General features: G+C 69.1%; 17 protein-coding genes. 10 read left to right on the plus strand and 7 right to left on the minus strand.

Features of this window, described 5'->3' with window-relative positions; all coding sequences use genetic code 11:
• Window positions 1-69: 69 nt before the first annotated feature.
• A complete protein-coding gene (gene ipdC / locus QT382_RS14355) occupies window positions 70-1,716 on the minus strand; it encodes an indolepyruvate/phenylpyruvate decarboxylase (RefSeq protein WP_289254787.1) in 1,647 nt (548 codons plus the stop codon).
• A 110-nt stretch (window positions 1,717-1,826) separates the two neighbouring features.
• Between ipdC and ubiU the strand changes: the two genes are divergently transcribed.
• From ubiU to ubiT, 3 genes are all read left to right on the plus strand, one after another.
• Window positions 1,827-2,834 carry a ubiquinone anaerobic biosynthesis protein UbiU gene (ubiU, locus tag QT382_RS14360; RefSeq protein WP_289254788.1) on the plus strand — a complete coding sequence of 336 codons (1,008 nt, stop codon included), beginning with the start codon at window positions 1,827-1,829 and terminating at the stop codon, window positions 2,832-2,834.
• An 11-nt stretch (window positions 2,835-2,845) separates the two neighbouring features.
• Window positions 2,846-3,757 carry a U32 family peptidase gene (locus QT382_RS14365; RefSeq protein ID WP_289254789.1) on the plus strand — a complete coding sequence of 304 codons (912 nt, stop codon included), beginning with the start codon at window positions 2,846-2,848 and terminating at the stop codon, window positions 3,755-3,757.
• Between the two features lie 70 nt (window positions 3,758-3,827).
• Entirely contained in the window at window positions 3,828-4,250 is a 423-nt protein-coding gene (ubiT, locus tag QT382_RS14370; protein ID WP_289254790.1) for a ubiquinone anaerobic biosynthesis accessory factor UbiT, read from the plus strand.
• Window position 4,251: 1 nt separating this feature from the next.
• Here the strand turns inward: ubiT and ybaK are convergent, their stop codons facing one another.
• A complete protein-coding gene (gene ybaK, locus QT382_RS14375; RefSeq protein WP_289254791.1) occupies window positions 4,252-4,746 on the minus strand; it encodes a Cys-tRNA(Pro) deacylase in 495 nt (164 codons plus the stop codon).
• A gap of 19 nt (window positions 4,747-4,765) precedes the next feature.
• Window positions 4,766-6,442 carry a diguanylate cyclase gene (locus QT382_RS14380; RefSeq protein ID WP_289254792.1) on the minus strand — a complete coding sequence of 559 codons (1,677 nt, stop codon included), beginning with the start codon at window positions 6,440-6,442 and terminating at the stop codon, window positions 4,766-4,768.
• A gap of 68 nt (window positions 6,443-6,510) precedes the next feature.
• Between QT382_RS14380 and QT382_RS14385 the strand changes: the two genes are divergently transcribed.
• Complete coding sequence (locus QT382_RS14385; protein ID WP_289254793.1) at window positions 6,511-8,343, plus strand: PAS domain-containing sensor histidine kinase; 1,833 nt, start codon at window positions 6,511-6,513, stop codon at window positions 8,341-8,343.
• A 63-nt stretch (window positions 8,344-8,406) separates the two neighbouring features.
• A complete protein-coding gene (locus tag QT382_RS14390; RefSeq protein WP_289254794.1) occupies window positions 8,407-9,060 on the plus strand; it encodes a hypothetical protein in 654 nt (217 codons plus the stop codon).
• 13 nt (window positions 9,061-9,073) lie between these two features.
• Here QT382_RS14390 and QT382_RS14395 read toward each other — a convergent pair whose 3' ends face one another.
• Window positions 9,074-10,795, minus strand: a complete 1,722-nt coding sequence (locus QT382_RS14395; protein WP_289254795.1) for an acetate--CoA ligase — start codon at window positions 10,793-10,795, stop codon at window positions 9,074-9,076.
• A 104-nt stretch (window positions 10,796-10,899) separates the two neighbouring features.
• On the opposite strand from QT382_RS14395, the gene arsC reads away from it, so the two are divergent.
• Window positions 10,900-11,253 (plus strand): arsenate reductase (glutaredoxin), encoded by a 354-nt coding sequence (gene arsC, locus QT382_RS14400; protein ID WP_289254796.1) that lies wholly within the window; start codon window positions 10,900-10,902, stop codon window positions 11,251-11,253.
• Window positions 11,254-11,290: 37 nt separating this feature from the next.
• On the plus strand, window positions 11,291-13,324 hold the full coding sequence (locus QT382_RS14405; protein WP_289254797.1) for a S9 family peptidase: 2,034 nt from the start codon (window positions 11,291-11,293) through the stop codon (window positions 13,322-13,324).
• A gap of 3 nt (window positions 13,325-13,327) precedes the next feature.
• Here QT382_RS14405 and QT382_RS14410 read toward each other — a convergent pair whose 3' ends face one another.
• Window positions 13,328-13,822, minus strand: coding sequence for a GNAT family N-acetyltransferase (locus QT382_RS14410; RefSeq protein WP_502929889.1), 495 nt, complete (start codon window positions 13,820-13,822; stop codon window positions 13,328-13,330).
• Window positions 13,823-13,878: 56 nt separating this feature from the next.
• On the opposite strand from QT382_RS14410, the gene QT382_RS14415 reads away from it, so the two are divergent.
• A complete protein-coding gene (locus QT382_RS14415) occupies window positions 13,879-14,796 on the plus strand; it encodes an alpha/beta fold hydrolase (RefSeq protein ID WP_289254799.1) in 918 nt (305 codons plus the stop codon).
• On the opposite strand, the gene QT382_RS14420 is transcribed toward QT382_RS14415, so the two are convergent.
• Window positions 14,782-15,045 (minus strand): DUF4212 domain-containing protein, encoded by a 264-nt coding sequence (locus QT382_RS14420; RefSeq protein WP_289254800.1) that lies wholly within the window; start codon window positions 15,043-15,045, stop codon window positions 14,782-14,784. The two genes, QT382_RS14415 and QT382_RS14420, sit on opposite strands and share 15 nt — an antisense overlap.
• Window positions 15,036-15,290: a hypothetical protein gene (locus tag QT382_RS14425; RefSeq protein WP_289254801.1), complete on the minus strand. Its 255-nt coding sequence runs from the start codon at window positions 15,288-15,290 to the stop codon at window positions 15,036-15,038. Before QT382_RS14425 ends, QT382_RS14420 begins: the two co-directional genes overlap by 10 nt.
• Window positions 15,291-15,411: 121 nt before the next feature.
• On the opposite strand from QT382_RS14425, the gene prfB reads away from it, so the two are divergent.
• Both prfB and QT382_RS14435 read left to right on the plus strand, forming a co-directional pair.
• Window positions 15,412-16,516, plus strand: a protein-coding gene (gene prfB, locus QT382_RS14430; RefSeq protein WP_289254802.1) for a peptide chain release factor 2 whose coding sequence is annotated in 2 segments (ribosomal slippage) — window positions 15,412-15,492 and window positions 15,494-16,516 — 1,104 coding nt in all. Because the reading frame shifts where the segments join, the coding sequence is not laid out codon by codon here.
• Entirely contained in the window at window positions 16,516-16,959 is a 444-nt protein-coding gene (locus QT382_RS14435; RefSeq protein WP_289254803.1) for a hypothetical protein, read from the plus strand. Before prfB ends, QT382_RS14435 begins: the two co-directional genes overlap by 1 nt.
• Window positions 16,960-16,975: the final 16 nt, after the last annotated feature.

Genomic DNA, 16,975 nt, shown 5'->3' on the forward strand with positions numbered 1-16,975 from the left:
CCGACCTTGGACTGACCTCCCCATTTCGATCGGGCTGCGCGGCTCTTGGCGGCCGCTCGCAGCGAGCTTTCAGGCCAGCATGGCCTCGGCGGCCGGTGCCGGCATCGACAGGCGCTTCACCGCCGCAACGAAACGCTCCAATGTCGGCGACAGCGCGCCCGGCTCCAGTCGCACGTCGATCAGCTGGAAGCGGCCCTCGCGCGCCTGGGCCCGGGCGAGCGCCAGGCGCAGCTCGCCGCAGGTGCGCACGCTGTAGCCCTCGCCGCCCATGCCGGCGGCCATGGCGGCAAAGTCCCATCGGCCACGGTCGTTGTAATTCACGTCGGGCTCGAACACGCGCAGCATCTCCCAGCTCGCATTGTTGAAGACCAGGACGATGGGGTCGCAACCCAGGCGCGCGGCATTGCCGAGTTCCCAACCGGTCATCTGGAAGGCGCCATCGCCGACCACCACCAGCGGGCGCAGCCCGGTGGCCAGCTGCAGACCCAGTGCCGCCGGCACCCCATAGCCCATGGTGGCGTAGTAGCCCGGCGCCACCATGGGCGTGGGCAGGAAGTCGACCGCGGTGAACAGGCAGTCGCCGACGTCGCTCGCCACCGGCATGGGACCGTGCCGCAGCAGCAGCTCGTTGACCGCTTCGGCGATGGCCAGCGGCGTCACCGCTTCGTCGTCGGCCGCCCGCGGGCCGGGCACCCGGCGCGGGTTGGCATGCCAGGCCGTGGGCCGCGCCGGCACACGCTCCAGCATCGCTTCGACCAGGGCCGCGATGCCGACCTCGGGATAGACATGGTGGCCCAGCTCGACCTGGCCCTGGTAGACGCGGATCGCATGTCTGAAATCGATGCGCCGCGCCGACACCGCGAAGTTGGTATCCGACACGATGGCGCCGAGCAGCAGGAGGCCGTCCGAATGCTCGACCAGCTCGGTCAGCGCCGGGTCGCCGGCCAGACCCAGATAGGTGCCGAGCAGGCGCACGCCGCTGTCGACCAGCAGGCCGCGGCCCATCAGCGTGGTGGCGACCGGGATGTCGAGCCGCCGGGCCAGCTCAGCCACGCGGGCCTCGATGCCATGGCGGCGGATCTCGACCCCGGCCATCAGCAGCGGCCGCCCGGCCGAGCGCAGGCGCGCCAGCACCTCGTCGGCACAGGCCGCCAGGCGCTCGGGATCGGCCTGTGGCTGACGGCGCGGTGGCACCGCAGCACAGGCCCGCGCCGGCATGTCGCGCGGGATCTCGATGTAAACCGGTGCCGCCTGGTCCAGCGCGGCGTCCAGCACCCGGGCGATGCGATCCGGCGCGCTGGCCATGTCGTCCAGCCGCACCCGGTCGACCGTCACCTCCTCGAACAGGCGCCACTGCGAATCCAGCGACTTGACCTGGTGGTGCAGCAAGAGGCCGCTGCTGGCCTCGTGCGCGGCAGGAGCGCCCGACAGGACGACCAGCGGCACCCGTTCGGCATAGGCGCTGGCCACCGCGTTGATCATGTTCAGCGCCCCCGCCCCATAGGTCACGGCGGCCACGCCGAGGCCGCCTCGCACCCGCGCCGCCGCATCGGCCGCAAAGCCCAGCGCCGGTTCGTGCGACAGCGTGTGCAGCGGCAGGATGGCGGCCCTCTCGATCTCGCGGAACAGCGGGATCGCGAAGTCGCCGGGGATGCCGAACACCTCGGTGGCGCCGCGCGCCTTCAGCGCGGCCAACAGTTGCTGCGTCAGGTTCACGCCCGATCCCTCCATCGTTGATCGAGGCGGATTCTGGCGAGCCGGCCGCGCGCTGGATTTGTGCTGGCTCCACAGGCGGCGCCGGCTGCGCCGGCACAGTGGCGCCCACCATGATTCGCAAACCCGAACTCGTCTGCCCGGCCGGCTCGCTGCGTGCCCTCAAGCTCGCCATTGATGCCGGCGCCGATGCCGTCTACCTGGGCCTGAAGAACGCCACCAATGCGCGCAACTTCGCCGGCCTGAACTTCGACGACGCCCAGCTGCGCGAGGGCGTGGCCTATGCCCATGGCCGAGGTCGCCAGGTCCTGATGGCGCTGAACACCTATGCGCGCGCCGACGACGCCGGGCCCTGGTACGCGGCGGTCGATGCCGCCGTGCGTCTTGGCGCCGATGCGCTGATCGTCGGCGACATCGCCGTGATGGCCTATGCGCGCCGGGTCCATCCCCAGCTGCGCCTGCACCTGTCGGTCCAGGCCTCGGCCACCAGCCACGAGGCCATCGCCCTGTATCAGCGGCGCTACGGCATCCAGCGTGCCGTGCTGCCACGCGTGCTGACGCTCTCCCAGGTCGGCCATGTGTTGCGCCACACCGGCGTCGAGATCGAGGTGTTCGGCTTTGGCAGTCTGTGCGTGATGGTCGAGGGCCGCTGCGCGCTCTCGTCCTATGCCACCGGCCAGTCGCCCAACAATGCCGGCGTCTGCTCGCCGCCGGCCCATGTGCGCTGGATCGAGCATCGTGACGGCGTCGAGGCGCGGCTGAACGGCCTCCTGATCGACCACTACGCGCCGGACGAGGCGCGCGGCTATCCGACGCTGTGCAAGGGCCGCTTCGACGTGGCCGGCCAGCGCGACTACGCGCTGGAGGAACCCACCAGCCTCAACACCCTGGCCATCCTGCCCGAGTTGATGCGCCTGGGTGTGAAGGCGATCAAGATCGAGGGCCGCCAGCGCAGCCCGGCCTACGTCGAGCAGGTGACGCGGGTCTGGCGCCAGGCCATCGACGCGGCGGCGGTGGCGCCCGATCGCTTCCGCGTCGATCCCGGCTGGACCGCCGCCCTGGGCCACCTGGCCGAGGGCCAGCAACACACATTGGGCGCCTACGACCGCCCCTGGCGCTGAGGACTGTATTCATGAGCCTTCCCTTTGCGCTGAGCATCGGCCCGCTGCTGTACTTCTGGCCGCGCGAGACCTTGCTGCATTTCTATGCCGGCGTCGCCGAGTCGCCGGCCACCACCGTGGTGCTGGGCGAGACCGTCTGCGCCCGTCGCCACGAGATGAAGCTGGCCGATTGGCTGGATCTCGGCCGCGACCTCGCCGCCGCCGGCAAGGAGGTGCTGCTCGCGACCCAGGCGCTGATCGAGTCCGAGGCCGACCTGCGGCTCCTGCGTCGCATTGCCGAGCAGAGCGAGTTCGGCATCGAGGCCGGCGACGCCTCGGCCCTGAACCTGCTCGAGCAGGCCGGCCTGCCCTTCGTGCTGGGTCCTCACATCAATGTCTACAGCCGCGCCGCGCTGCAGGAATACCAGGCCATGGGAGCGACGCGCTGGGTCGCGCCGGTCGAGCTGTCGTTGGACGCGGTGGGACAGGTCAATGCGGGAGGTACTGCGTTGCCGACCGAGGTCTTTGCGCATGGCCGCCTGCCGCTGGCTTTCTCGGCGCGCTGCTTCACAGCGCGCCATCACCGCCTCAGCAAGGACCAGTGCGAGTTCCGCTGCCGCGACGATGCCGACGGCCTGCTGCTGTCGACCGGCGAGGGCCAGCCCTTCCTGGTGCTCAACGGCATCCAGACCCAGTCGGCCGCCACCCAATGCCTGTTGGGCGAGCGCGAGCGCTTGCAGGCCGCCGGCGTGAGTCGGCTGCGCCTGTCTCCGGCGGCGGGCAACTTCGAGCGGGTGATCGCAGCCTTCGACGCGGTCATGAACCAGGGCGCGCCGGTGGCCGCCTGGTTGCAGGAACTGGCCGCGGGGGCGCCGCCGGGCGGACTCGCCAACGGCTTCGCCCATGGCGAACCGGGCCTGGCCTGGCGATGGAGGGCCGCATGAGCTACGCACGGCTGCCCGAAGAGGCTCATTCCCGCTTGGCGGGACGGCGCGCAGCGCCCAGGGTGCCCCAATGAACGCCGCCCTGCCTCCGCTGCTGATGGACCTGCAGGCGCGGCTGCGGCCACTGGTCGCGCGCCTGCCGATGGAGCCGCCGGCCTTCTTGCTGGCTGCGGCGCTGAACCGGCTGCTGCTGCCGCGGCTGGACGCGGCGGCCCGCGGTCCGCTGTCGGGCCGGGCCGTGCAGGTCGACGTCAGCGACCTGGGCCTGTCGCTGAAGCTGCAGCTCGGCCCGCGCGGCTTTGCGCCGGCCTCGCGCGAGGCCGCGATTGCACTGCGAATCGTCGCCGAGGCGCCCAGCTACTGGCGCCTGCTGCGCGGCAGCGATGACGCCGACCGTCTGTTCTTCGAACGCGCCCTGGTGATGGAGGGCGATACCGAGATGGGCCTGGTGCTGAAGAACACGCTGGACGCGATCGGCCCGCTCTGGGCCTGACTCAGTCGGCCAGCGCGCATTGCACCGGCCGGGCCTGCAGGAGCTCGACCAGCAGCCGGGGCTCCAGCCCCACCAGGTAGCCGCGCCGGCCGCCGTTGATGCAAATCCTCGGCAGGGCGAGGATGCCCTCTTCCACGTAGACCGGCATGGGCTTGCGAATGCCGAACGGCGAGGTGCCGCCGACCTGGTAGCCGCTGTGGCGCTGCGCCACATCGGGCTTGCAGGGCTCGACCTTCTTGCAGGGGATCTGGCGCGCCAGCTCCTTGACGCTGACCTGGCGGTCGCCATGCATCAGCACGATCAGCGGCTGGGCCTTCTCGTCCTGCATCACCAGGGTCTTGACCACGGCATGCTCGTCCACGCCCAGCTGGCGCGAGCTTTCGGCCGTGCCGCCATGCTCGACGTAGTCGTAGACATGCTCGCTGAACGCAATCTTGTGGCGGCGCAGGAACTGGGTGGCCGGGGTCTCGCTGATGTGGGTGCTTTTCTTGCTCATCGGGAAAAGGGCTTCGGATTCAGACGGCGCGTACCGCGGCGCGCCAGCAGTCGCGGCCGGACTGCTTGGCTTCGTACAGGGCCATGTCGGCATGGCGGCTCAGCTCGGCCAGGCTGCGGCCCTGGCTGGGGAACCGGGCCAGGCCCACGCTGGCGCTGAGCTGGTGGCGGCGCTCGCCGAGGTGGACGGTCTCGCGTGCCGCCGTCAGCAGCCGGTTGACCACGCTGGACACCGCCGCCTCGCCGCTGCCCGGCGCCAGCAGCAGCACGAATTCGTCGCCGCCGACGCGCGCCACCAGGTCGTCGCCGCGGATGCAGGCCTGCATGCGGCGAGCCAGCACGCGCAGCACCTCGTCGCCCTCGTGGTGGCCGAAGCTGTCGTTGACCGGCTTGAAGCGGTCCAGGTCCAGGGCCAGCAAGGTGAACGGCTGGTCGCGAGCCGCCAGCTCGGCAAAGCGCTGCTCCAGCGCACGGCGATTGGGCAGGCCGGTCAGCTCGTCGACGAAGGCGGCCTGGCTGCTGCGGTCCAGCTGCTTGATGCGCGCAGCCAGGGCCAGCGAGAAGATCAGGGTCTCCAGCGTCGCCGCCACCGGCAGGGCCAGCTCGGTCAGCGTGCTGGGTTCCAGCGCACCGGCGATGCGCAGCAGGAACAGCAGCGTGCCCAGCAGCACCGTGCCGTAGCCGATCAGGAAATAGCGTGCCGGCTCCAGGCCCTGGCGCAGCCGCAGGATGGCCACGGCAAACACCAGCGGCACGCAGAACATGGGGAAGATGGTGAGCAGCTGGGCCGAGGGTCCGTGCAGCCCGGCCAGGCGCGCCACGAAACAGACCACGTAAAGCGCCTGCACGCCGAGCAGCACCTTGTGCAGCCGCGGCAAATGCCGCCGTGTCTGGAAGAAGGCCATGACGAAGCCGGCCAGCGCAAAGCCCCAGACGCTCGGGATCAGCACCCGGCCGGCCGAGGTCAGCCAGGCCTGGTCGCGCCAAAGCCATTGCGCGAGATGGCCATGCAGATGGACCAGGAACAGGCCCAGCGACAAGGTGGTGGCCACATACCAGCCATAGGCCCGATCGCGCAGACTCAAGGCCAGAAACAGGTTGTAGGCGCTCAGCGCCAGCAGGGCGCCATACATGGCACCTAGCAGCAGCTCGCCGATGCGCTCGTGCCGACGCAGATCATCCTCGTGCCAGAGCGCCACCGGAAAACTGGCACCGCCCGGATCCTGGGCTCGCAGATAGAGCTCGGTGACGGCCTCGCCGTCGTCCGGCAGGCGGAAGGCAAATTGGCGCCATTCGCGTTCGCGACCCGCGGCGAATGGCACGCGCTCGCCAGATTGCAGCTCCTGCCAACCACCATCGCCGGCACGGCGGTAGACACGCAGATCGAAAAGATTGAGCGGCTCCACCACCAGCCACCAGGCCTGGCCGCGCTCGGTCGCCGAGCGGCGCAGCTGCAGTCGCATCCAGTGGGCGGTGCCCCCCAGGCCGGCACCGGCCCGGGCCGGCTCGACGAACAGGTCGGCATGGCCCAGCACCCCGGCGGACGGACGCAGGCCACTGCCGTCGGCAAAGGCCTGCATCTGCGCATTGATCGTGTGGCCGCTCCAGCTGCGGTCCAGCGCCAGCGGCTCCGCCCCTGCCGCGACAGCGAACAGGGCCAGCAACAGCGGCAGGAACAACAGGCGTAGGCGGCACATGGCGGACTTCGGATGCGAACGCGCAGTTTAGGCGTGCCGACCGACCGCACCCGTGCGAAAGTCGGCCCATGGATGCGCCGCTGCAGCCCCCAGAGTACAACTACCTGGACAAGGGCCAGGGCTACCGACGCTTCGTCGTCTGGCTACACCGGGCCCTGCTGCTGATCGTGCTGCTAACCCTGGTCGGTGCCCTGCTGGTCGGCTTCCAGGAATGGCCGGGCTATGTCTACCTGGCCGCCACCGTCGGCCTGGTGCTGCTGAGCCAGTGGGTGCTGCGCCGACGCGGCCCCGAGGCCAGCACCGGCCTGCTGGCGGCTGGCCTGTGGCTGATCATCAGCCTGAGCCTGCTGCAGTTCGCCGGCATCTACGGCGTCAACCTGCTCGCCTACCCCTTCCTGGTCGGGCTGGCCGGCTGGGTGCTGGGGAAACGCTGGCTGCTGGGGATGACGGCGGTCAGCGTGTCCTGGCTGCTGATGCTGGGCCTGGGTGCACACCTGGGCTGGCTGCCGCCCACGCCACGGACGCCGGCCCTGCTGGTGACCCTGCAGGCCCTGTCCCTGCTGGTGGTCTGCGCGGCCCTGGTCCATGCCGCCCACCGCAGCCTGGCCAGCAGCCGCGACGAGGCCCTGCGCCTGTCGGATGCGCTGTCGCAGCGGCATGCCGAGGTCCAGGCCCGCGAGCGCCAGCTGGCCCAGCTGATCGATGCCGTGCCGGCCGGCGTGGCCTCGTTCGACGGCGAGACGAGGATGCGGCGCTGCAACCCTCGCTATGCCGCGCTATACGGCAAGCGGCCCGAGCAGCTGGTCGGGCTGCGGGTCGTGGACTTCGTCCATGAGGACGTACTGCCCCAGGTCCAGCCGCATTGGGCCAAGGCCCTGGTCGGCCAGACCGTGCGCTTCCGCCGCAGCAATCGCGATCCCTCCGACGGTTCGGTCAGTTGGCTGGACGTCAGCCTGGTGCCCGAACTGCACGAGGGCCAGGTGGTCGGCATGTTCGCCCTGCTCGTGGACGTGACGGCGCAAGTCCATGCCGAGCGCGCAGTGATGGAACTCAACGCCGGGCTGGAACAGCGGGTCGAGCAGCGCAGCGCCGAGCTGGCCGAGGCAAACGAAAGACTGGAGCAGACCCAGCGCGAGCTGCAGGAGGCGCAGTCGCGCGCCACGCTGTCGGTGCTGGTGGCCAAGATGTCGCATGAGCTGGCCTCGCCGGTGGGCAACAGCCGCCTGCTGGCCGACACCTTTCTGCACTGGATACGCGACTTCGAGCAGGAGCTGGACCAGGGCCAGGTGCGCCGCTCCTCGCTGAACAAGCTGCTGGCCGACCTGCGCAGCGGCGCGGTGCAGATGCAGCTCAACCTGGCCGGCGCCGACTCGCTGATGCGCGACTTCAAGCAGCTCTCGGCCGACCAGGCCAGCGGCCAGCGGCGCCGCTTCGATCTCGCAACGCTGGTCGGCGAGGTGATGGCCTCGCTGGGCCCGGCGCTGCGCCGCTCCGGCCACCGCGTGCGCCTGGACCTGCCCGAGGGCGTGGCCATGGACAGCCTGCCCGGTCCGCTGGGACAGGTGCTGATCAACTTGGTCAACAACGCACTGATCCATGCCTTCGAGGGCCGCAGTCACGGCGAGATCCTGATCTCGGCCCAGCTGCTGGACGGGCCGGACCAGGGCCGGGTCGAGCTGCGCGTGGCCGACAACGGCAAGGGCATCGCGGCCGAGGCCCTGCCCGAGCTGTTCAAGCCCTTCTACAGCACCAAGATAGGCCAGGGCGGCAGCGGTCTGGGCCTGCCCATCGTCGAGGACATCGTCTGCAAGCGCCTGGGCGGCAGCATCTCGGTCAGCAGCGAACCGGGGCGCGGCAGCTGCTTCACGCTGAGGCTGCCGCTGCGACTTTTGGAAGCCTGAAGCTTGAGCCGCTACAGTGCGGCGCAGCGGCGGAAACAGCCGTAACCCGGAGGAGAGAAGACCTTGACCCTAGCCAGCCCCTGGCCGCAGCCATCTCGCTGGAAGCGGTTGCCGGCCCTGCTGATCGCATTGGCGATCCCGGCCGGCATCGTGGCAACCATGCTGCGCGAATGGCGGACCCTGCCGCTGGAACCATCGAAGCGCATCAGCAGCAGCATTCCGGTCCACTTCGTGCCGATACGGCACTACGACGACTTTCCAGTCCCCAAAAGGCCGGCCAAGCAAGCTTCGACGAACCCGAGCCAGCCGCGTGAGGCCGAGGTCCAGGCCGTGCCGTCGGGCGAGGTGACGACCGCGCCGACCGTCCAGGCCGAGACACCGCGCAGCGAGGCGCCGACCCCACCAGCGCCGCTGCGCCTGGGCCTGCCCAGCGCGCCCCGGGCCGCCTCGGCACCGCCGCGCGACTCCATGCTGGCCCAGATGCTCAACGACCCGCGCAGCAACACGCGGCGTGCCGCCACCGCCGAGGCCGCCGTGGCCGACACGGTGGGCAACCCGGTGGCCGAGGAAACCCAGATCGCCGAGGGCCATCGACTCATCAAGAAGAACGGCATCTGCACCGAGCTGCGCGACCTGGTCCAGCGCCAGCATCTGGATCCATACAACAAGAACCTGATGCCGCTGCCGGCGCTCTCGCGCAGCTACCGCTGCAAGTAGTCCGGACGCGGCTTCAGCCGGCGCGGGCGCGCGCCTCTTCCTGCAGCCGCAGCACGCGGCGCTGCACCTTGCCGGTGGTGGTCATGGGCAGGCTGGCGATGAACTCGATTTCCTTGGGGTATTCGTAGGGCGCCAGCCGGCCGCGCACATGGGCCTGCAATTGCTCGACCAGCCGGGCATTGCCCTTGTGGCCCGGCGCCAGCACCACATAGGCCTTGACCACGGCGCCGCGCTCGGCATCGGGCTTGGGCACGACGGCGGCATTGGCCACGGCCGCATGCTTGACCAGGCAGTTCTCGATCTCGCTGGGGCCTATGCGATAGCCGGCGGCCTTGAACATGTCGTCGCTGCGGCCCTGGTACCAGAGGTAGCCGTCCTCGTCCATGCTGGCCATGTCGCCGGTGCGGCACCAGCTGTCCGCCATGTCGCCGGTGAACTTGTCGGCCGTGGCCTCGGGCCGGTTCCAGTAGCCCAGGAAGAACACCGGGTCCGGGTCGCCGTGGACATCGCGGCGGTGCACGGCCACATCGCCCGCCACGCCCGGGGGGCAGGTCTTGCCTTGCTCGTCGATCACCGCCACGCGATGGCCCGGATAGGCCCGGCCCATGCTGCCGGCGCGGGCCGGCCAGAGCCGGTTGCAGTTGCCGACCACGTAGTTGATCTCGGTCTGGCCGAACATCTCGTTGACCGTGAGGCCCAGCTCGGCCTCACACCAGGCGAAGACCGCGTCGCCCACCGCCTCGCCGGCGCTCATCACCGCCTCCAGCTTCAAGGCGTGCTGCTGGCGCGGATGGGGCACGGCCTTCATCATTGCCTTGAGCGCGGTGGGGAACAGAAAGCTGTGGGTCACGCCGTGATGCGCCATCAGCTCGAAGGCGCGCTGCGGATCGAAGCGGCCCTGGTAGGCCACGATGGGCCGGCCGAAATACAGCGTGGGCAGCAAGGCATCCATCAGGCCGCCGGTCCAGGCCCAGTCGGCCGGGCTCCAGAACACCGCCTGCGAGGGCTTGCTGCTGTCGAAGGGGTCGAAGCCGAACCAGTTCTGGCTGGCGACGAAACCGCTGAGATTGCCTATCAGCGCGCGCTGCGGAATCAGGGCGCCCTTGGCCGGGCCTGTCGTGCCGCTGGTGTAGATCAGGACAGCGGCATCGTCGGCCGACAGGCGCTCAGGCAAGAAGCGCGCATCCTCGGCCTGCAGGGCCGCCATCCAGCCGACCTCGTGTTCGAGCGGCGCGCAGTCGCCGACCACGATCAGGCATTGGAGCTGCGGGCATTGCGGCCGCACCGAGCGCACCGCCTGCAGCGCACCGCACTCGACCAGGGCCAGCACGGCGCCACTGTCCTGAAGGCGATATTCCATCGCCTCGGGACCGAACAGCATGGACAACGGCATGGCCACCGCACCCAGCTGGTTGATGGCGATATGGGCCACGGCGGTTTCGAAGCGCTGCGGCAGCACGATGGCCACGCGGTCCCCGCGCTTCACGCCCTGGTGGCGCAGCACGTTGGAAAGACGGTTGGCGGCGCGTTGCAGCTGGCCGTAGCTGTAGTGGGCGCGGCAGCCGCTGTCGCTCTCGAACAGCACGGCCGGCGCATCGGGCGTCTCATGGGCCCAGCGGCCACAGCAGGCCTCGGCAATGCTGAAGTCCTCGGGCACGGACCAGCGGAACGCGCGATGGATCTCGGCGTAGCGGTCGGCTGCTTGTTCTACCGGCTCCGGCCTGACTTGGCCCATTCCCAACCCCCCTCTGCTTATTGCGCAAAAGAAGCGAGGGGCAGAGGGTAGCCAGCGGCGGCGGCCAGCGGCCTATGGATTTCCCGCACATAAACTCGGCCGCCATGAGCATTCGCCTGATCCACAACCCCGGCTGTTCCAAGTCGCGCGCTGCGCTGGCCCTGCTCGAACAGCAAGGCCTGCCATTCGAGACCATCGACTACCTGGCCAGCCCCCTGACGCTGGACGAACTGCGCGACTTGCAGCGGCAACTGGATCTGCCGGCCCGCGCGCTGTTGCGTGAGTCCGAGGATGACTTTGCGCGACTGGGCCTGGCCGACCCGACACTGTGTGAGGAGCAACTGCTCACTGCCCTGGCCAGCCATCCGCCATTGCTGCAGCGCCCCATCGTCCTGTGCGGCGACCGGGCGCTGATCGCACGACCACCCGAACTGCTGCTGGCCTTTCTCGCCGCCTGAGCCATCCCTCCATCCGTTCCCGGAGATGCCGTCCGCCATGCAAGCTCGCTACCGCCTCGCTCCCCTGCTGGTCCTGATGCTGGGCCTGGCCCAGGCGGCCGACCGCCATGTGCCGACCATCGACGAGCTGCTGCAGCTCAAGAGCCTGTCCGGCGGCACGCAGATCTCGCCCGACGGCCGTTACGTGGCCTATGCGATCAGCCAGGCGGACTTCAAGCAGGACGCCTTCGTCACCTCGATCTGGCTGGCCGACACCCGCGACGGCACGAGCCGCCAGCTGACTCAGGGAACCAAGTCGGCCCATGGGCCGCAGTGGTCGCCCGACGGCCGCTACCTGGCTTTCCTCAGCAACCGGGCCGAGGACAAGGAACAGCTGTTTGCGATACGGCCCGATGGCGGCGAGGCGGTGCAGCTGAGCAAGTCCGAGACCTCCTTGCGCGCCTTTGCCTGGTCGCCCGATGGCAAGGCCATCGCCTACACGGCCAACGAGGCGCCAAGCCAGGCCAGCAAGGACCGCAAGGCCCATTTCGCCGACTACGAGGTGGTGCGCAAGGAGACCCAGCCCGCCCAGCTGTGGACATTGGAAACTGCCGAAGCGCTCAACGCGCCGCAGGCCGGCAAGCAGCGTACCCACAACCCCAGACTCAGCATCGAGGGCTTCAGCTGGTCGCCGGACGGTCGCCAGATCGCCTTCAGCGGCGCCGCGTCGCCCGAGCCGCGCCACCTGGCCACCAGCGACATCTACCGCCTGGTGCTGGCCGACAACAGCGTCGAGCCCGTGGTCCGGCAGCCGGGCCCCGACCAGAACCCGCAGTGGAGCCCGGACGGCCAGCAGATCGTCTTCGTCAGCGCCATGGGCCAGACCGATTTCTTCGCCCTGAACCTGCGCCTGGCCGTGGTGCCGGCCGAGGGCGGCATGGCGCCGCGGTCGATCAGCAATGCCTTCGACGAGAACCCCTCGCTGATCGCCTGGAAGGCCGACGGCGTCTACTTCAATGCGCTGCAGCGCACGGCCAGCCACCTGTTCCGGGCTGACCCGGCGAACGGACGCATTGCCCGCGTCACCGCGCCCGACAGCCTGATGGCCAGCTCGTTCTCGCTGACACCGGACGGCAAGCGCATTGCCTTTGCAGCGCCCTCGCCCACCAGCCTGTCGGAAGTCTTCGTCAGCGATGCCGCCAGCTTCGCGCCCAAGGCTGTTACCCAGCTGACCGAGCAGACCCGCGACTTCCTCATGGCCAGCCGCGAGCTGGTCCGCTGGAAAAGCCAGGACGGCACCGAGATCGAGGGCGTGCTGATCAAGCCGGCCGACTTCGATGCAGGGAAGAAATACCCGCTGCTGACCATCATCCACGGCGGACCGACCGGCATTGACCGGCCGACGCTGCTGGACACGCGCTACTACCCGGCCGACCTCTTCGCGGCCCGCGGCGCCCTGCTGCTCAAGGTCAACTACCGCGGCAGCGCCGGCTATGGCGAAAAGTTCCGCCGGCTGAACGAACGCAACCTGGGCGTGGGCGATGCCTGGGATGTGGTCTCGGGCGTGGACCATCTGGTGGCACAGGGCCTGGTGGACAAGCACCGCGTGGCCAGCATGGGCTGGAGCCAGGGCGGCTTCATCTCGGCCTTCCTGGGCACGGCCACGCAGCGCTTCGTCGCGGTGTCCATGGGCGCCGGCATCTCGGACTGGGCGACCTACTACTACAACACCGACATACCGCAGTTCACTCGCAACTACCTGGGCGCCACGCCGGTGCAGGACCCGGCGGTCTATGCCAGGACCTCACCGTTCGGCTACATGAAGCAGGCCCGCACGCCGACGCTGATCCAGCACGGCGAGCTGGACAAGCGCGTGCCCATCGCCAACGCCTACCAGCTGCGCCAGGCGCTGGAGGACCAGGACGTGCCGGTGGAGATGATCGTCTACAAGGGCTTCGGCCACGGCATCACCAAACCCAAGTCGGCGCGGGCCCAGATGCAGCACAACCTGGACTGGTTCGCGCACTGGATCTTCAAGGACCCGCTGCCCGACTTCGCCGCGCCCAGCGTGCCCAAGGCCAAGAAGGATTGAAACTCAGCGCTTGTAGGCCTGCAGCGCCGGACCGGCGATGCGGCAGACGCGCCAGTCGTCCATCAGCACCGCGCCCATCTTCTTGTAGAACTCGATGGCGTTGACGTTCCAGTCCAGCACGCTCCATTCGAAGCGGCCGTAGTCGCGCGCCACGGCGGTCTCGGCCAGGCGGGTCAGCAGGGCCTTGCCCAGGCCGCTGCCGCGGTGCTGGGGCTGGACGTACAGGTCTTCCAGGTACAGGCCCGGCTTGGCCAGGAAGGTGGAGAAATTGGTGAAGAACAGGGCGAAGGCGATCAGCTCGCCCTGCGTCCCCTCGGCCACCAGGCATTCGACCACCGGCCTGGCGCCGAACAGGTGCGGATGCAGGGTCTCGGGCGTGGCCTGGGCCAGGTGGCCCAGCTTCTCGAAATCGGCCAGCTCCTGGATCAGGCCGACGATGGCCGGCACATCGGAGGGGCGGGCTTCGCGGATGCGATGGTCATGGTTCATGGCCGGCATTGTCGCTGTCGCCCCGCCGACAGCAGGGCCGCGGCAGAGCGCCTACATTGAGGCCCATGCCTGAGACCGCCTACTCCGTCCGCCGCACCGCGAGCAGCGAATTCATTCAGCTCCGCGGCCTGCGCCACCACCTCTTGCGCTGGGGCGATGCCTCGCTGGTCAAGGACGACAAGCCGCTGCTGGTGATGCTGCATGGCTGGATGGACGTGGGCGCCTCGTTCCAGTTTGTCGTCGATGCGCTGGCCCGGCTGGGCGAGCAGCGCGCCATCGTCGCCATGGACTGGCGCGGCTTCGGTCTGACCGAGAACAGCGGCGGCGACGCCTACTGGTTCCCCGACTACCTGGGCGACCTCGACGCCCTGCTCGACGCCATCAGCCCCGACGCCCCGGTGGACCTGCTGGGCCACAGCATGGGCGGCAATGTGGTGATGAGCTTTGCCGGCGTGCGGCCCGGCCGCATCCGCAAGCTGATCAACCTGGAAGGTTTCGGCCTGCCGGAGACGAAACCGGAGATGTCGCCTGGCCGCCTGGTCGCCTGGCTGGACGAGCTGAAGCAGCCGCAGCAGCTCAAGCCCTATGCCTCGCTCGCCGAGGTGGCGGCGCGGCTGCGCAAGACCAATCCCCGCCTCAGCGCCGCCAAGGCCGACTGGCTGGCGCCGCACTGGGCGCGCGAGGTCGAGGGGCAGTGGATCATCCTGGGCGACCCGGCCCACAAGCGCACCAATCCCATCCTCTACCGCAAGGCCGAGGCGCTGGCCGCCTGGTCGGCGATCGAGGCACCCACGCTCTGGGTTGAGGGCGACTCGACCAATCTCTCGCAATGGTGGGGCGACCGCTATCCGCGCGAGGATTTCGAATCGCGCCTGGCCGTGGTCCAGAACCTGCAGCGCTGCACGCTCAAGGACGCCGGCCACATGCTGCACCACGACCAGCCCGAGGCGCTGGCCGAGCGCCTGGCCTCATTCCTGGCCTGAACGGCCGGCTTGCTCTTCGTCGAGCCGGTTCATCCGGCGAGCGTAGATCCAGCTGATCGCCAGGTAGGCGATCAGCGCACCCTGCGAAGCCACCCAGAAGCTGAAGGGCCAGCCGAAGAAGACGAAATCCAGGTCGCGAGCAAAGAAGGGCACGACGAAGGTGGGCACGGCCCAGAGCACGACCAGCAGCCAGGTCAGCCGCATATTGCTGCGCCAGTAGCGGCGCTGGCGATCGGTATTCACTGGCATTGGGTGTTCTCCAGGCAGAGCCGGAGCTTGAGCGCCGTGGCCGTGAGCCACAGGCCCAGGGCCAGCCAGGGCGCCCAGCGGCGGCCGGCCGGCTGCTCGAAGGGCCGCACCACCACGTCCAGCAGGCCGTAGAAGAAATTGCCCTCGCGCCGCGCGCCAATGAGGGCGCCGAGCAGGGTCCGGCCCAGCCAGGCCAGCAGGCCGATTTCGGCCACCAGTTTGAGCGCGGAGACGAGCAGCAGCATGGCCGGCAGCTTAAGGCCAGGGCCCGGCCGGCGGCCCCGGCACTTCCCCCGGGGCGCACGGCTAAAATGCCGCCTTCTTCCCGCGCCCGGGATTCCCCGGGCGCCACCAACAGAAAACACCATGGACATCGAACGCATCAACGCGATCGGTACGACCCTCGCCGATCTGACAGCGCGTACCGCCGCGCTAAGGGGGTATCTTTGACTACGACCGCAAATCCCTGCGGTTGAACGAAGTCAACGCCTCGCTCGAGAACCCCAACGTCTGGAACGACCCCAAGCGCGCCCAGGAACTGGGCAAGGAAAAGCGCTCGCTGGAACAGGTCGTCGACACGATCAAGCACCTCGAGACCAATCTGTCGGACAACACCGAGCTCTACGAGATGAGCAAGGCCGACGAGGACTTCGATGGCCTGGAGGCCATTGAGGGCGACGCCGATACGCTGCGCGCCAAGGTCGAGGAACTGGAGTTCCGCCGGATGTTCAACAACCCGGCCGACCCGAGCAACTGCTTCATCGACATCCAGGCCGGCGCCGGCGGCACCGAGGCCTGCGACTGGGCCGGCATGCTGCTGCGCCAGTACCTGAAGTACTGCGAGCGCAAGGGCTTCAAGACCACGATGGAAGACGAGACGCCGGGCGACGTGGCCGGCCTCAAGAGCGCCACCATCAAGGTCGAGGGCGAATACGCCTTCGGCCTGCTGCGCACCGAGACCGGCGTGCACCGCCTGGTGCGCAAGTCGCCGTTCGACTCCTCGGGCGGCCGCCACACCAGCTTCGCCTCGCTGTTCGTCTACCCCGAGATCGACGACTCGATCGAGATCGACATCAACCCGTCCGACGTGCGCACCGACACCTTCCGTGCCAGCGGTGCCGGCGGCCAGCACATTAACAAGACCGACTCGGCGGTGCGCCTCACGCACATCCCGACCGGCATCGTCGTGCAGTGCCAGGACGGCCGCAGCCAGCACAGCAACCGCGACGTGGCCTGGAAGCGGCTGCGCTCGCGCCTGTACGACCACGAGATGCGCAAGCGCCAGGCCGAGCAGCAGAAGCTCGAGGACAGCAAGACCGACGTGGGCTGGGGCCACCAGATCCGCTCCTATGTGCTGGACCAGAGCCGCATCAAGGACCTGCGCACCAACTACGAGACCTCGGCCACCCAGAAGGTGCTGGACGGTGATCTCGACGCGTTCATCCAAGAAAGCCTGAAGCAAGGCGTCTGATGAAGACCCCCTTGCTGATCGCCCTGATCGCCGCCATCGCAGGACAGGTGCTCTACCACCTGGCGCAGAAAAGCGTCAGCGCGGCCGCGCACCCGGTCCTGTCGCTGCTGGCGTTCTATGCACTTGCCGCCCTGATGAGCCTGCCGCTGTTCCTGCTCTTCCCGCTCCAGACCGGGCTGGGCGAGGGCCTGCGGCAGATGAATTGGGCCACGGTGGGCGTGGCGCTCAGCATCGTGCTGGTCGAAGTCGGCTTCCTGCTGGTCTACCGCGCTGGCGGCAGCCTGCAGACGACCTACATCGTCAGCGCCCTCATTTCCACGGCCGCCCTCGTCCTGCTGGGCTGGCTGTTCTACAGCGAGGTGCTGAGCGGCACCAAGATCGCCGGCCTGTGCCTCGCACTGGCCGGCATCTGGCTGCTCAGCCGCCCCGTTGCCAATTCCTGATCCCTAGGACCCATCC

Source organism: Pelomonas sp. SE-A7 (assembly GCF_030345705.1).
Lineage (GTDB): Bacteria > Pseudomonadota > Gammaproteobacteria > Burkholderiales > Burkholderiaceae_C > JAUASW01.